Consider the following 13,943-nt stretch of genomic DNA (forward strand, 5'->3'; position numbering starts at 1 on the left):
TATGCTGCAAATAGTGTGGCAATTTAACAAAACTTAACACTACCTCAAGTTTTCGGGCAACACCGCGTTAGGGTCATCAATGTCTGTAAGGTTTATAGCCTCAACAGCAGTAATTTCAGGCACGGCCTTTTTTATTGCCTCCTCAATGCCAGCCTTAAGTGTCATGATGCTCATCGGGCACGACTCGCACGAGCCAAGCAATTTGAGCTTAACCACATTATCCGGTGTAATCTCCTCAACCGAGACATTCCCCCCATCTGTAAGCAAATACGGACGAATCGTGTCCAACGCTGCTTCCACCTGTTCTAATAAACTCATTTGTACTTATTTATAAAGTAAAGTTATTAAATATTTTTAATTTATACACATATGCCGACCTGTAACCGCAACGCTGGTGCATTTTATGTGCCCCTTCGGCCAGCACTTGTAGAAAGTGGCGTACCTACGGCACGCTAAATACTATTGTTTTATTTTCTACCATGCTTTAGCCCCTATGGGGCTATCCTCTGGCTCAACGCCGATATTGCCAGGCTGGATTCAGTCGCCTAAATCTGCTCCGCATTTGCCTTTTCAAAGGCTTTTGCGTTGCTGATGGCAACCTGTTGCGCAACACTTTTGGCCATATCGATGAATGCTTTGGCCATTATGCTGTCGTCATCCAAGACAATTGGCTTGCCGGCATCACCACTTTCACTTATGCCTTTTACCAATGGTATTTCGCCTAAAAACGGAACCTCCAGTTGTGCTGCAAGTTTTCGCCCCCCGCCTTGTCCGAAGATGTAATATTTATTTTCGGGTAGTTCGGCTGGGGTAAAGTAGGCCATGTTTTCAACTATGCCTAATATCGGCACATTAATGGCCGGCATCATGAACATGCCTATACCTTTTTTTGCATCGGCAAGGGCCACATTTTGCGGTGTAGTAACTATTACCGCCCCGGTTACCGGGAAGGTTTGCGTTACTGTAATGTGTATATCGCCGGTGCCGGGTGGCAGGTCAATTACCAGGTAATCAAGGTCGCCCCAGTCGGCATCGTTAAATAATTGTTTAACCGCCGTTGATACCATTGGTCCGCGCCACGGTACAGGCTGGCTCGGGTCGGTGAAAAAACCTATCGAGAGCAGTTTAATGCCATACTTCTCTATCGGCTGTATGCGGGTTTTGCCGTCAACTTCCCTCGCCATTGGCCGCGAACCCTCCAGGCCGAACATTATTGGTATTGACGGGCCATAAATATCTGCATCTATCAACCCCACCTTTGCGCCGGTTTTTGCCAGCCCGAGTGCCAAATTAACAGCAACGGTTGACTTACCAACACCGCCCTTGCCCGATGCTACCGCTATAATGTTTTTAACCCCCGGCACGCCGGTGTTTTTTTGCGATGTAACGCGCGATGTCATGTTGATGTGCACCTCGGCTTCTTTGCTTACAAAATAAAGTATAGCGTTCCGGCATGCGTTTTCAATCATCGCCTTTAGCGGGCATGCGGGCGTTGTTAATATTACCGAAAAGCTAACGCGGTTGCCTTCAATAACAATATCCTGTATCATGTTCAGGGTTACCAGGTCTTTTTTTAAGTCCGGTTCCTCAACATTGCCAAGGGCTTCTAAAACTTGTTCGCGGGTTATGGCCATAATTATTAGCAAACTTACTCAATGCAAGCCGCATTAGTGTCATTTGAATGATAGTTTAGTTTGAATCCGAAAGTAGGAGAGTCCGGAGTCCAAAAGACGAAGCTGATGGGGAAACAAATTGATTTTAAAGGAATCCCATAATCTTAGCTTATGATTGTTGGTTCCAATATCTTTTCTGCAATGGCACCGCTTTCAACCGATACCTGGTAAACCTTGCTTTTGGCATCGCCGGCAAGTACTTTGGCTATCGCTGTTCCTTCAAAATAGAGGCCTGCGTTTTCATCAAGGCCGTAACCGGGTTTTATATCGCCCTTTAAAACCATATCCTGGTAGGTAGTTGCGCGTGTAGGCGACGAATGGTAATGCGGGCTTACACTGCCTGTTAAAAATCCCAGGCTTTTAACGCTGCTTAAAGCTTTGGGCCGCGAGTCGGAAAGGCCCTCATGAAACCAGCAGATAGCCCCGGCGCTTGAGCCTGTGAGGACGATACCCTTCTCCCAGGCTGTGTTTAATATTTTATCGATGCCATGTGCCTGCCAGAGGGCAATCATATCAAGGGTGTTGCCACCCGGTACTAAAATGGCATCAGCAGCCAGCAGCGATTCTTCGAAGGATATTTTTTGCGTGGCCGATTCGATGAATACCTTTTGCACGTATGGCTCGGTAGGAAACTTTTTAAGGTTATCGAGCATGTAATTGATATATCCCTGGTTATCGCCGGATGCCGTTGGCAATACGCAAATCTTCGGTTTTTCCTTGCCGGTTAACCCAATCAGGTACTTAATCCATGGCGGACCGTAAGCGCCACCCGTAACCAATATCTTTTTTAATGGCTTTGGGTTTGATGAGGCGGCTGCCAAAATATTACTGGAAAACGATAGCCCGGCCAATGCGATGGCGGATTGAGTGATGAATTTTCTGCGTATCATGTTTTAAAGATAGTCCGAAAGCCGGAAAAGTCCGGAAAGTGAGTAAAGAAAATGCGTGCTTTTTGATATATTTGATAAATCGATCGTGATTTGAAGGCAACCCTAATGCCTCGCAGTTCAAACTTTTAATTAAACTCTTTTTACAGATGAAAAAATTAACACTTTTAACCGTGGGCCTGCTTTTTGGCCTTTGCGCATTAGGGCAACAGGTAACAACAGACATTTTTACTGCAACCGCTCCCTCCGGGGCGGCCAAACTTACCGGGCAGGCCTTACAGGATTACGTTCATAGTAACTACAAAAAGACACTTGTGCCATCAAACCAGGAGGATACCTATCTTGCCGACGGAGTGATCGTTTGCTTTTGGGGCTTGCCCGCAGGCACTGTAAAATCGAAGCCTTTGGAAGAAATGCAAACCCGGATGGTTGAGGTACTGCAAAAAAACAATACCGTTAACTACGCCCGCATTGAAACCATAAACAATACCCGGTTTTTAATTTATGAGTTTGAAAGCGATGGCGAGGCTTATATCAGGTATCGCTCTGACCCTAATTCAAAAGAGCAAACCCTTAATGGCATCATTCAATTCAAGGCAACCGACAAGGATAAGGCCCGCCGGGATTTAAAAGGGCTTTTGGCGGGCATGCATTTTAAAGAGCAATAAAATGTTGATGGCTACCGCTGCTTTCAGATAGCACGATGAGCTTTGGCTAAAGCCAACGGCAAATGATTTCGTTGCCGTCGCTTTTAAGCGACGGAGCATAAATAACGAAAAGTGGCTTTAGCCAAAAAATAAGGAAGCGACGATTTGAAGCACACCTGGCTAAGCATTGATCGTTGAAATCAACCCCAATGGGTGCAAATCAGATTGTCGCTCAATCACGAAACGTTCCGATGGAACGTAAAACCTCTTCGTGAATTTTCTACCGGCGAAATGCTCCTATGGAGCACACTGCAGCTTCGTCCTTTAGGGACGTTTGGTCGGTAGAAAAAAATTAATGAATTGATAGTGTTCCGTTAGGAACACATGGTGATATGCGACAATTTGATTTACGCCCACCCCAGTCGGTGAAATCACTTTAATATAGTATATTTACAAAAAGCAAATTGCCATATTGGCACATAAATTTGGTTTTGTAACAACGGTATGCGGTTTGCTATCTAATTTGTAAATATACATCCCGGCAACAGGCCGGGCTAAAATCCTAAAGAAAAAACATATGAAAAACTTACTAATAGTATTGGGCATTATCATTGTGATTGTGCTCGTTGGCTCATGCAGTTATAATGGCATTGTTAAAAAAGATGTGGTTGTGAAGGCAAAATGGTCGAATGTACAATCTGACTACCAGCGCCGCAGCGATTTGATCCCCAACCTGGTTGCTACCGTAAAAGGTGCCGCTAACTTTGAAAAAAGCACATTGGTTGATGTTACCAACGCCCGCGCCAAGGCAACATCGATACAGGTTGACGCCAGCAAGCTGGATGCCGAACAGATACAAAAATTCCAGGCAGCACAGGGTGGACTGAGCCAGGCACTCGGCCGCTTACTTGTAGCATCTGAAAATTATCCGGAACTGAAATCGAATGCAAACTTCATGGGCCTGCAATCGCAATTGGAAGGTACCGAAAACCGCATCAATGTTTCACGCCGCGATTTCAATGATGCAGTGCAGGACTATAATGGCAGCGTGCGATCATTTCCTGCTGTTATTTTTGCCAAAATTTTTGGATTTAGCGAAAAATCAGGCTTTGCAGCAGATGCCGATTCACAAAAGGCGCCTAAAGTAGCATTCTAATTAGTGAATTAGTGAAGGACTGAATTAGTGATTAGTGAATGGTTTTTCTTCAATCACTAATTCACTAACTCGCTAATTCACACTTAAAAAACTAATGCATTCTTAAAAATAGTACCCACATGGCCGTATTTAACGACGAGGAGCAGCAACGTATCCGCAGCGCAATTGAAAGTGCCGAGAAGAATACCTCTGGGCAAATTAGGGTTTGTATTGAAAAAACCTGTGGTGAGGATGTGCTTGATCGTTCCGCCAAATATTTTCACCAGCTAGACATGCACAAAACCCGGCTGCGCAATGGCGTGCTGATATACGTAGCCACTGTTGATCGTAAATTTGCCATTATCGGCGATGCCGGGATAAATAAAGTAGTGCCAGACAACTTTTGGGATGACACCAAAGAACAGATGTTGAGCCAGTTTAAATACGGCAACCTGGTTGAAGGGATTGTTACCGGGCTTACGATAGCCGGCGATAAACTGAAGCAATACTTTCCGCACCAAAGCGATGGCAGCAATGAAATATCAGACGATGTAGCCTTTATGGATGGCGAATAAACATAACCCCATGTTAAAAAAACTCATTTTATTTTCATCCTTGTTGCTGATCGGCTTTATAGCCTTTGCACAACAACTCCCGCCAAAGTCGAACACGCTGGTTACCGATTATACCGGCACCCTTCGCGACGAGGAAAAGGGCTTGCTTGAACGCAAGCTTGTTACGTTTGCTGATTCAACCTCGACGCAAATTGCGGTGGTAATTATCAAGTCAGTTGGCGATTATGATATTAACGACTATGGCCAAAAACTGGGCCGCGCCTGGGGCATTGGCGAAAAAGGCAAAAATAACGGCATCCTGGTTTTGGTAGCCCTTATTGACCATAAAGTTGCAATACAAACAGGCTTTGGCGCTGAGGGTGCAGTAACCGACCTTGCCACACACGAGATTATTACCAATGATATCGTCCCCCGGTTTAAGCAGCAGGATTATTATGGCGGCCTTGATGCAGGTACCACAAAGTTGATGCAGTACATGAAAGGGGAGTACAAGGCAAGCAAAAAAGCTAAAAACAACGATGGCGGCGGCTTCCCAATTGGGCTTGTTGTAGTTATTGTGATTGTAATACTTGTTATAGTTTTCAGTAAACGAGGCGGAGGCGGTGGCCATATTATTGGCAGTCGTGGCGGTGCAAGTCCGTTCTGGTGGTTTTTGGGCGGCGCCCTGCTTGGACGCGGCAGCGGCGGCTGGGGCGGTTTTAGCGATGGCGGCGGCGGTTTTGGCGGTGGCTCGTCGGGCGGCGACAGCGGCGGTGGTTTCGGCGGCTTTGGTGGCGGCGACTTCGGCGGCGGCGGTTCGAGCGGTAGCTGGTAAAATCAGTTGGCAGTTGCGAGTTGGCAGTAGGCAGTAAAAAGGTTGTAGAGATGCAATATTTTGCATCTGCCAGTTTAAGGTTTACAACGAATATATTGAAAGGCGGGAAGGTGCTATGTACAAGGAAAGCTTTATAGATAACGAGATCCGCAAACTTGCGCTTATTTTCGCCCGGCTGATGGGGCTAAAGGCCGATGGAAAAGCTGATGAATTTGTACAGCTTGCAGATAGCACGCTTTTAAACGAATACAATATCAACTGGGACGAATTGCCAGGTATGCCTTTAAATGATTTTGAGGCGCTGCTGCAAAATAGCAATTACAACGCCGATAAGCTTGATGTGCTGGCACAAATTTTATACCTGCGCGCTGAACCCTTTGATGCCAGCGATAAAACGTTAGTCTGCCTCCAAAAAGTGCTGCTTATTTTTGACATGCTCGAGAAAAAATACCACGGACAATCGCTGGGTAACATTAACAAAAGAAATTTTATCAATCAATATCTGCATAACAATTCATGAAGGACCTTAGGTGGAAGAAATTATCCTCCCATTATCTACACAAAGGCCCCTGGGCCACCCTCCGCAGCGATCGTTGCGAAATGCCTGACGGGCGAATAGTTGAAGACTACTACGTTTTAGAGTACCCCAACTGGGTAAACGCGGTCGCGATTACCGACGACAACAAGATTTTAATGGTACAGCAATACCGCCACGCTGCGGAGATTGTATCCATAGAGTTGCCTGGCGGGGTTATAGAGACAGGCGAAAGCCCCGAAGCCGGCCTAAAGCGCGAACTGCTGGAAGAAACCGGTTACCAGTTTGACGATTTCGAGCTGCTGTGTGTTACCTACGCCAACCCGTCTACTGCAAATAACTATACATCGTGCTACCTGGCTCGGGGCGGCAGGAAAGTGCAGGACCAATCGCTGGATGAGCACGAAGAATTGATCGTTGAAACCTTTACTATCGATGAAGTAAAACAGCTGCTGGCCGAAAACAAAATAGCCCAGGCACTGCATTGTACCGGGCTCTTTTATGCCCTCGAAAAATTAAAAAAATAACTAAAAGGTGAAAGGCAAAAGTTAACTCAAAACCTTTCGCCTTTCAGCTTTCACCTCCTCCTCTACGGCTTTCTCACCACCGTTAACTTCCTGATGCAATTATTGTCCTGGTCGGCCACATAAATATTGCCTGACGCATCAACGGCTATTCCCTGCGGATTGCTGAACAGGGCTGTTGCGCCATCGCCGTTTGTAAAGCCTGTTACGTTTAATGTTCCGGCTAAAATATACAATACGTTTGCGGTAGTGCATTCAATTATGCGCCCGCCTTCATCTGCTATGTAAATATTACCCTGGCTATCCAGCGCTAATGCCGATGGGAAGTTGAGCAGCGTTGTTTGTGTCGGTCCACCGGCTATGGTAGTTACCACACCGGCTGAGGTGATTTTACGGATGGCAGAGTTGCCCTGGTCGGCTACATAAACATTGCCGGCTGCATCAACCGCCACGCCGTTGGGGGTATCAAACGCGGCAGCGGTTCCTGTTGCGTTTACATAGCCAGCGGTTTTAACCCCGGCAAGTGTAGTTACCACACCGGCGCTGGTGATTTTGCGGATAGCGTTATTGCCGCGGTCGGCAACGTAAATATTGCCCGAGGCATCAATAGCCAGGCCGGCAGGGTTGTTAAACTGGCTGGCTGTGCCGGTGGCATTTACGAAGCCCGCGGTACCACTGCCTGCAAAAGTGCTCACCACACCCCCTGCTGTTATTTTACGGATTACGTTATTGCCAAAATCGGCCACATAAATATTACCCGCGCCATCGGCAACTAAACCCTGCGGCCCGTAAAACTCTGCATCAGCAGCAGCGCCTTCGGTATAGCCGAGGGTGCCCGTGCCGGCGAATGCACTGACTGTGCCGCCAGGATTTACAAAACGGATGCGGTTATTAAATGAATCAGCCACATAAATGTTGCCTGCGGCATCCACGGCAACACCGCCCGGATTGTTGAATTGTGCTGCAGTACCCAACCCGTTATTATATCCAGCAGTGCCGCTACCGGCGAGTGTCGAAACCGTAGTAACCAGCCCGCTAAGCGCCGAGGCCGTAGTAAATTGTACCGCCGCGCCGTATGCCGTCCCGCTGCTGTTGCTGGCGTAGGCCCTTGCGTAGTAAGTTGTGGCCGCAGTCAGTCCGGTTAGTGCGCAGGAAACCTGGGCGGGCAGTGCTGATAGGTTATTCAAATCGGCAGCTACTTTGGTATCGGCCGTAGTTGGCGTTTTGTTGGTGGCGCTATAGCAAACACCTGCAGTAGTCACAACGCTGGTACCAGCATCTGTTATGCTGCCGCCGCTCTGCGCAGTCGTCGACGTTAAGTTGATAATTAATGCGTCGGTAGTAATGGTGGGTAATGTTGTAGTAGGCGTTGTGGTTGTGGTGCTGCTTTTTTTACAGCTGTTAAATAGCAACGCTATCGAGATGAACAAGGCAGGCAAAAGCACTTTGCCGAAATAGGGGGTTTTCATGCAAATAAGATTAAAAGGGTGTAAATGTTTAATTCATGCAGCTTACGCTATGGTATTCGTTATTTAACTGCAAGTATATTAATTGTATTATGGATGTGTAAAAATTTAACAAATATTAACAAGGGGGAGGGGTAAAAGCGCCGAAGATTGATTGGGCGGCGGTTGTTACCTAAAAATGTTATCATTACAGATTATTAACATTAAACCTCATGAAACTTGTTTTTACCATATGCTTGCTGTTTTTTGGCATTACCGTATTTGCCCAAAATGTAGAAACTCACATGGTTGAGCCGGTTGGCGTTTATAAAGAGATAAATATGGCTAACGATACAAGAGTTTGCCAGCTTTTAGCCGACAGCACGTATGCCGGCAGGGGTAAACTTACTGACAGTGTTGTGCAAAATGCTAGTAGTTATACACCACCCGTACTGTATTTTTTGTCGAACACGTTATTCAGCATGAAGAAATATGAAGATGCTGAATACTGGTTTTACATAGCGCAGCTCCGGGCGCGCTATGATGTTAACCGCTGCGCAGACAAAACTGCCAATGCGGCGAATTACAACCAAACTTTTGGCCCGCAAATTAACACCTATGCAATAAAGGTGGAAAATATAGATACACTAACGCAGATTATTAAACGGGTGGTTGAATTTGTAAAAGGAAACGACGAGCATTACGACCAGCGCTGGATAAACCTTTCTGGTTTGGCGGCCATGTCGGCTGGCCTTGACGGAAAGACTAAAGGCGAACAATTGAGCAAAGAACCAAAAGATTGGCCGGCCATTAAAGCCGCCACTATAAAGGACTATTATGACGGTTTTCTTGAGTTCCTGACGTCGCGTAAAAAATAGCCACCAGTATCAAATAGGGACTTCTTAGATAGCGATGCGTTTTAAACCCATCGCGATAAATAATTTAAAACTTCGCCTCTCTCCTCACCACCTGCGGCTCCAAATAGAGTTCGTGTGTAAAAAGTTGCTTCACCTTTTCTGCTACTTCATGGCGGTTAACGGTTTGGGCATTGCGGCGGCAGTTGCGGTAGTGCTCGCGCGAAATTTTTTCGGCCAGCTCCCCAAGGGTTTTCACCTGCATTTCTTTGCCGAATTTATTTGCTAATATCAGGCCTGTTACTGCGAGCAGGGCACCAATTCCGCCAAAAAGCAGCGAAAAATATAAGCCAACCAGCGATACGCCCAGTATCAGCGAAAGTGTAAAAACTATAGCGGGTTTTGGGGCCAGTAGTTTCATTTTAAAGCCCAGCTCATTTTCAATTTCGGCAATTACCTGTAAGCGGGTATCACGAGGGAAAATGTCGCTAAGTTTGGTTTGTGGCTTAATAAACTCTTTATTCACATCAACAGATACGTTGATGGCGTTGCGCAGCATGTAAAATGCATGCTGGGTGGTACAGTAATTATCAGACTGCCTGTCCTTTAGCTTTTTAACCACGGCATCAGACAGGTTGCCTAAAGTTTTAACATGGTCCAGGTCTGCCTGTTCAAACCTGATATCGAACGAACGTTGGATCTTCAACAGCACATCATCAATATCCGCAGGGTCAACATTATGTAAATTGATGACCTGGTTGTCGTTTTTAGAGTTAATTTTCAAAACAAATTCACTAAGTGAAACCATAGCTTACCGGTGCCTGGTATGGCGCCGGTAAACTTTAATCCTGATAGCTAAAATAAGCTGCTATCTGCTTAAGTACATTGATTTTTCTTTATAAAGCGACCTGAAATACGGGTCCTGCAAGTTTGGTATAAAACGGATAGCCTCGCCGGTCGATTTCATTTCGGGGCCAAGCTCCTTATTTACTTCCGGGAATTTATCGAAGCTGAACACGGGCTCTTTTATTGCATAGCCCCATAGCTTCCGCTCAATAGTAAAGTCTTTTAATTTAGCCACGCCCAGCATTACCTTGGCGGCAATGTTGATGTAAGGCACGTCGTATGCCTTAGCGATAAACGGCACTGTACGTGATGCCCGCGGGTTAGCCTCTATCACATACACCATGTCGTTTTTTACGGCAAACTGTATATTCAGCAAGCCGATTACGTTTAGTGCTTTTGCAATTTTAACGGTATATTCTTCTATCTGGCTGATCACGTTGTCCGACAAATCAAACGGCGGCAACACGGCAAATGAATCGCCCGAGTGGATGCCGGCAGGCTCAATGTGTTCCATTATGCCCACAATATGCACCTCGTCACCATCGCTAATCGAATCTGATTCGGCTTCGGCGGCACGGTCAAGGAAGTGGTCAATCAGCACGCGGTTGCCGGGCAGATTTTTCAGTAGCCCAACTACGGCTTTTTCCAAATCCTCGTCGTTAATCACAATGCTCATGCCCTGTCCGCCTAACACGTAGCTTGGGCGAACCAGCACCGGGTAACCCACATGATGTGCAACTTCAATTGCCTCTTCAGCGCTTTCGGCAACACCATATTTAGGGTAAGGGATATCCAGTTCCTTCAACAAATCGCTAAAGCGGCCACGGTCTTCCGCAATATCCATATCATTGAACGACGTGCCGATAATTTTGATGCCATGTTCGTGCATTTTTTCGGCCATTTTTAAGGCTGTTTGCCCGCCAAGCTGAACAATTACCCCATCAGGTTTTTCAAGTTCTATGATCTCGCGCACATGCTCCCAGTAAACCGGCTCAAAGTAAAGCTTATCGGCCATGTTAAAGTCGGTCGATACGGTTTCAGGGTTACAGTTAACCATGATGGCTTCAAAGCCCGATTCTTTTGCGGCCAGCAAGCCGTGTACGCAGCTGTAATCGAACTCAATACCCTGGCCAATACGGTTCGGTCCTGAGCCCAGTACAATTATCTTTTTCTTGTCAGATACGATGGATTCGTTTTCGCCCTCGTAGGTTGAGTAGTAGTAAGGTGTTTTCGCGGGGAACTCAGCGGCGCAGGTATCCACCATTTTGTACACGCGGTGCATGCCCAACGCTTTGCGGCGCTGGTAAACGTCCTCTTCGGTTACGTTGCCAAGTATGTAAGCAATCTGTGTATCCGAAAATCCCTTTTGTTTCAGCGTGAACAGGAACTCTTCAGGAATATTATTTAAAGAGTAGCGGCGCAACTCGTTTTCCATGTTTACCACATCGGCAATCTGGTTTAAAAACCAGCGGTCTATTTTGGTAACTTTACGTACCGACTCGATTGGTACACCTAAGCTCAACGCATCGTAAATATGGAACAGTCTATCCCAGCTCGGGAACTCAAGGCTGTGCATTATCTCTTCCAGGTTACGGCTTTGGCGACCGTCGGCACCAAGACCGGCGCGGCCAATTTCCAAACTCTGGCAGGCTTTCTGCAGGGCTTCGATAAAGCTGCGGCCAATGCCCATAACTTCACCTACCGATTTCATCTGCAGGCCAAGCTGGCGGTTAGCACCTTTAAACTTATCAAAGTTCCAGCGCGGTATTTTAACGATCACGTAGTCCAAAGTCGGCTCAAAATAGGCCGAAGTTGTTTTAGTGATCTGGTTTTCTATTTCGTCAAGGTTATAACCAATGGCCAGCTTTGCAGCAATTTTGGCGATAGGGTAACCGGTTGCTTTTGATGCCAGGGCCGACGAGCGGGAAACCCTTGGGTTAATCTCGATAGCAATGATTGCTTCGTCAGCCGGATTTACCGAGAACTGAACGTTACAGCCGCCGGCAAAGTTGCCGATGGCACGCATCATTTTGATGGCCTGGTTACGCATCGATTGGTAGCAGCGATCGCTCAACGTCATGGCCGGGGCCACGGTGATCGAGTCGCCGGTGTGGATACCCATCGGGTCGAAGTTCTCTATCGAACAGATGATGATTACGTTATCGTTGTTATCGCGCAGCAACTCCAGCTCATATTCTTTCCAGCCTATTACAGCTTGCTCCACCAACACTTCGTGGGTTGGTGATGCCTGCAGGCCTTTGCTTAGCGCGGCGTCAAAATCTTCTTTTTTATGTACAAAACCTGCGCCTTTACCACCCAATGTATAGCTTGGGCGTATTACCAGCGGAAAACCAATTTCCTGCGCAGCCTCTTTACCTTCAAGGAATGAGTTGGCAATTTTTGAGGTGGCCACCCCAACGCCTATATCCACCATCAGCTGGCGGAAGGCTTCACGATTTTCGGTTTTCTCGATCGCAGCTAAATCAACCCCTATTATTTTAACCCCGTATTTTTCCCAGATACCGCGCTCGGCAACTTCGATACAAAGGTTCAGCGCCGTTTGGCCGCCCATGGTAGGCAGCACCGCGTCAATTTGTTGTTCCTTTAGTATTTTCTCGATGCTATCGCTGGTTAAGGGTAGCAGGTACACGTGGTCGGCAATAACCTTATCCGTCATGATAGTAGCAGGGTTGCTGTTAATGATGGAAACGGATATACCTTCTTCTTTAAGGGAGAGGGCCGCTTGTGAACCGGCATAGTCAAACTCGCAGGCCTGGCCTATAATAATAGGTCCGGAGCCAATAATCAGTACGGATTTTATGGAGGTGTCTTTGGGCATGTTCTTTTTTTATTCAAGAAAGCCGTTGCGAAATGCCAACTTAAAACATCCGGGATTGGTGGCGCACATTTCGCAATGTCGGGATCTTCTTGTCGGGGTGCAAAGATACAGTTTGTAAGGGATTTACTAATAATTTTTTTGAATTAGTGTTGAGGGGTTGATTCGGTTGATTAAGAGAGGGGTTGATTGGGTTATTTGGGCTGTTAAAATCGGCTGAAAGGCCGTTGTTTTTTAGGCCGTTGGTGGGGATATGATTTTTTTTTGGCAATAGTTTCGCCGTGCATTAACTGCCCACTCTGGCTGTAAAATTTGTGGTCCTGGTGGCTATCGGGATAAATAAAATGGCCTGCTTTACACGCCCAGGCGTTCCATTTTTTCACGCGGAACACCCGGAACGCTGTGAAACATGTTCATTATAAGGTATTTGCTTTTTTAGCAAATCCAGAAATCGTTCCGATTTTACATTAAATTGATATTTTTTGGCTTGATGCTACAATTTTTGCGTGCCATAAAATGATAAATTAGGTTGATGTAAAAATAAAATGCCTGTAATTAGAAACTTCAGGCATAGTCGTCTGTAGATGCGATCTATGGGCAGTGTTAATTACGCCAATTACCCCCACCACCCATAAGCATTATATCCCTCACTCAACCGCATCCCCACCTGTTGGTATAATTGATTACCGATGACATTATCCTTACCAGTTTCGAGCGTAAACCCGCAGGCGCCGGTTTGGCGGCAAAGTTCTTTGGCACGTTCAATAAGTGCTTTGCTGAAACCCTGGCCACGGTATTCTTCGCTGACAAAAAGGTCGTTCAGCAGCCATAGTCTTTTCATCCGGGTTGATGAAAATAAGGGGTATAGCTGCATAAACCCGGCAATAGTGTCACCCTCAACCGCCACGAATATTTCGGATTCGTGGCGGACAAGGCGATCATTTAAAAATTGAGCTGCTGCGCCAATATCGGGCGGCTTGCCATAAAAAACGCGGTAACTGTTAAACAGCAAGGCCAGGTATGGCACATCGTCAGGGGTGGCTTGTCTTACCTCCATTGTTTTACGCGGTGTTTGTCCATACTAACATGAGTTCTGTATAAGAATTAACAAATGTCTGCTTCACCTCACCTAAAATCCTCTCCAACGACGAGGACTTTAACTTCAACTCCCG

Annotated in this window: 14 protein-coding genes; 7 read left to right on the plus strand and 7 right to left on the minus strand. The window is 46.5% G+C overall.

Features of this window, described 5'->3' with window-relative positions:
* Positions 1-39: 39 nt before the first annotated feature.
* The 3 genes from Q0R52_RS26305 to Q0R52_RS26315 all read right to left on the minus strand — a co-directional run bounded on the left by Q0R52_RS26305 (position 40) and on the right by Q0R52_RS26315 (position 2,563).
* The gene (locus Q0R52_RS26305) at positions 40-318 is read right to left on the minus strand and encodes a NifU family protein (RefSeq protein WP_252791863.1); all 279 of its coding nucleotides are present in this window, start codon (positions 316-318) and stop codon (positions 40-42) included.
* A gap of 227 nt (positions 319-545) precedes the next feature.
* A complete protein-coding gene (locus Q0R52_RS26310; RefSeq protein ID WP_295800868.1) occupies positions 546-1,634 on the minus strand; it encodes an Mrp/NBP35 family ATP-binding protein in 1,089 nt (362 codons plus the stop codon).
* Between the two features lie 143 nt (positions 1,635-1,777).
* Positions 1,778-2,563 (minus strand): peptidase E, encoded by a 786-nt coding sequence (locus tag Q0R52_RS26315; protein ID WP_295800870.1) that lies wholly within the window; start codon positions 2,561-2,563, stop codon positions 1,778-1,780.
* 146 nt (positions 2,564-2,709) lie between these two features.
* Between Q0R52_RS26315 and Q0R52_RS26320 the strand changes: the two genes are divergently transcribed.
* The 6 genes from Q0R52_RS26320 (at position 2,710) to Q0R52_RS26345 (ending at position 6,793) form a co-directional block, all read left to right on the plus strand.
* Positions 2,710-3,228, plus strand: a complete 519-nt coding sequence (locus Q0R52_RS26320) for a hypothetical protein (RefSeq protein ID WP_295800873.1) — start codon at positions 2,710-2,712, stop codon at positions 3,226-3,228.
* 556 nt (positions 3,229-3,784) lie between these two features.
* Positions 3,785-4,363 (plus strand): LemA family protein, encoded by a 579-nt coding sequence (locus Q0R52_RS26325; protein WP_252791867.1) that lies wholly within the window; start codon positions 3,785-3,787, stop codon positions 4,361-4,363.
* A 119-nt stretch (positions 4,364-4,482) separates the two neighbouring features.
* Positions 4,483-4,917 (plus strand): TPM domain-containing protein, encoded by a 435-nt coding sequence (locus tag Q0R52_RS26330; RefSeq protein WP_295800875.1) that lies wholly within the window; start codon positions 4,483-4,485, stop codon positions 4,915-4,917.
* Positions 4,918-4,927: 10 nt separating this feature from the next.
* Positions 4,928-5,731, plus strand: a complete 804-nt coding sequence (locus Q0R52_RS26335) for a TPM domain-containing protein (RefSeq protein ID WP_295800879.1) — start codon at positions 4,928-4,930, stop codon at positions 5,729-5,731.
* Between the two features lie 115 nt (positions 5,732-5,846).
* Positions 5,847-6,251 (plus strand): hypothetical protein, encoded by a 405-nt coding sequence (locus tag Q0R52_RS26340; protein WP_295800881.1) that lies wholly within the window; start codon positions 5,847-5,849, stop codon positions 6,249-6,251.
* Positions 6,248-6,793 (plus strand): NUDIX hydrolase, encoded by a 546-nt coding sequence (locus Q0R52_RS26345; RefSeq protein WP_295800885.1) that lies wholly within the window; start codon positions 6,248-6,250, stop codon positions 6,791-6,793. The genes Q0R52_RS26340 and Q0R52_RS26345 overlap by 4 nt, the downstream gene beginning before the upstream one ends.
* A 62-nt stretch (positions 6,794-6,855) precedes the next feature.
* Here Q0R52_RS26345 and Q0R52_RS26350 read toward each other — a convergent pair whose 3' ends face one another.
* Positions 6,856-8,259 (minus strand): NHL repeat-containing protein, encoded by a 1,404-nt coding sequence (locus tag Q0R52_RS26350; protein ID WP_295800888.1) that lies wholly within the window; start codon positions 8,257-8,259, stop codon positions 6,856-6,858.
* A gap of 209 nt (positions 8,260-8,468) precedes the next feature.
* On the opposite strand from Q0R52_RS26350, the gene Q0R52_RS26355 reads away from it, so the two are divergent.
* Positions 8,469-9,113: a hypothetical protein gene (locus tag Q0R52_RS26355; protein WP_295800893.1), complete on the plus strand. Its 645-nt coding sequence runs from the start codon at positions 8,469-8,471 to the stop codon at positions 9,111-9,113.
* Positions 9,114-9,177: 64 nt separating this feature from the next.
* Here Q0R52_RS26355 and Q0R52_RS26360 read toward each other — a convergent pair whose 3' ends face one another.
* From Q0R52_RS26360 to Q0R52_RS26370, 3 genes are all read right to left on the minus strand, one after another.
* Positions 9,178-9,873 carry a hypothetical protein gene (locus Q0R52_RS26360; RefSeq protein WP_295800896.1) on the minus strand — a complete coding sequence of 232 codons (696 nt, stop codon included), beginning with the start codon at positions 9,871-9,873 and terminating at the stop codon, positions 9,178-9,180.
* A gap of 84 nt (positions 9,874-9,957) precedes the next feature.
* Entirely contained in the window at positions 9,958-12,774 is a 2,817-nt protein-coding gene (carB, locus tag Q0R52_RS26365; protein WP_295800898.1) for a carbamoyl-phosphate synthase large subunit, read from the minus strand.
* Between the two features lie 613 nt (positions 12,775-13,387).
* Entirely contained in the window at positions 13,388-13,828 is a 441-nt protein-coding gene (locus Q0R52_RS26370; RefSeq protein ID WP_295800900.1) for a GNAT family N-acetyltransferase, read from the minus strand.
* Positions 13,829-13,943: the final 115 nt, after the last annotated feature.

Origin of the sequence: Mucilaginibacter sp. (assembly GCF_025359345.1) — a bacterium.
GTDB lineage: Bacteria > Bacteroidota > Bacteroidia > Sphingobacteriales > Sphingobacteriaceae > Mucilaginibacter.

Coding starts and splice junctions, on each gene's coding strand:
- Q0R52_RS26315 (WP_295800870.1), bottom strand. CDS start 2,563: ATGATACGCAGAAAATTCATCACTCAATCCGCCATCGCATTGGCCGGG.
- Q0R52_RS26330 (WP_295800875.1), top strand. CDS start 4,483: ATGGCCGTATTTAACGACGAGGAGCAGCAACGTATCCGCAGCGCAATT.
- Q0R52_RS26335 (WP_295800879.1), top strand. CDS start 4,928: ATGTTAAAAAAACTCATTTTATTTTCATCCTTGTTGCTGATCGGCTTT.
- Q0R52_RS26320 (WP_295800873.1), top strand. CDS start 2,710: ATGAAAAAATTAACACTTTTAACCGTGGGCCTGCTTTTTGGCCTTTGC.
- Q0R52_RS26310 (WP_295800868.1), bottom strand. CDS start 1,634: ATGGCCATAACCCGCGAACAAGTTTTAGAAGCCCTTGGCAATGTTGAG.
- Q0R52_RS26350 (WP_295800888.1), bottom strand. CDS start 8,259: ATGAAAACCCCCTATTTCGGCAAAGTGCTTTTGCCTGCCTTGTTCATC.
- Q0R52_RS26340 (WP_295800881.1), top strand. CDS start 5,847: ATGTACAAGGAAAGCTTTATAGATAACGAGATCCGCAAACTTGCGCTT.
- Q0R52_RS26305 (WP_252791863.1), bottom strand. CDS start 318: ATGAGTTTATTAGAACAGGTGGAAGCAGCGTTGGACACGATTCGTCCG.
- carB (WP_295800898.1), bottom strand. CDS start 12,774: ATGCCCAAAGACACCTCCATAAAATCCGTACTGATTATTGGCTCCGGA.
- Q0R52_RS26325 (WP_252791867.1), top strand. CDS start 3,785: ATGAAAAACTTACTAATAGTATTGGGCATTATCATTGTGATTGTGCTC.
- Q0R52_RS26370 (WP_295800900.1), bottom strand. CDS start 13,828: ATGGAGGTAAGACAAGCCACCCCTGACGATGTGCCATACCTGGCCTTG.
- Q0R52_RS26345 (WP_295800885.1), top strand. CDS start 6,248: ATGAAGGACCTTAGGTGGAAGAAATTATCCTCCCATTATCTACACAAA.
- Q0R52_RS26355 (WP_295800893.1), top strand. CDS start 8,469: ATGAAACTTGTTTTTACCATATGCTTGCTGTTTTTTGGCATTACCGTA.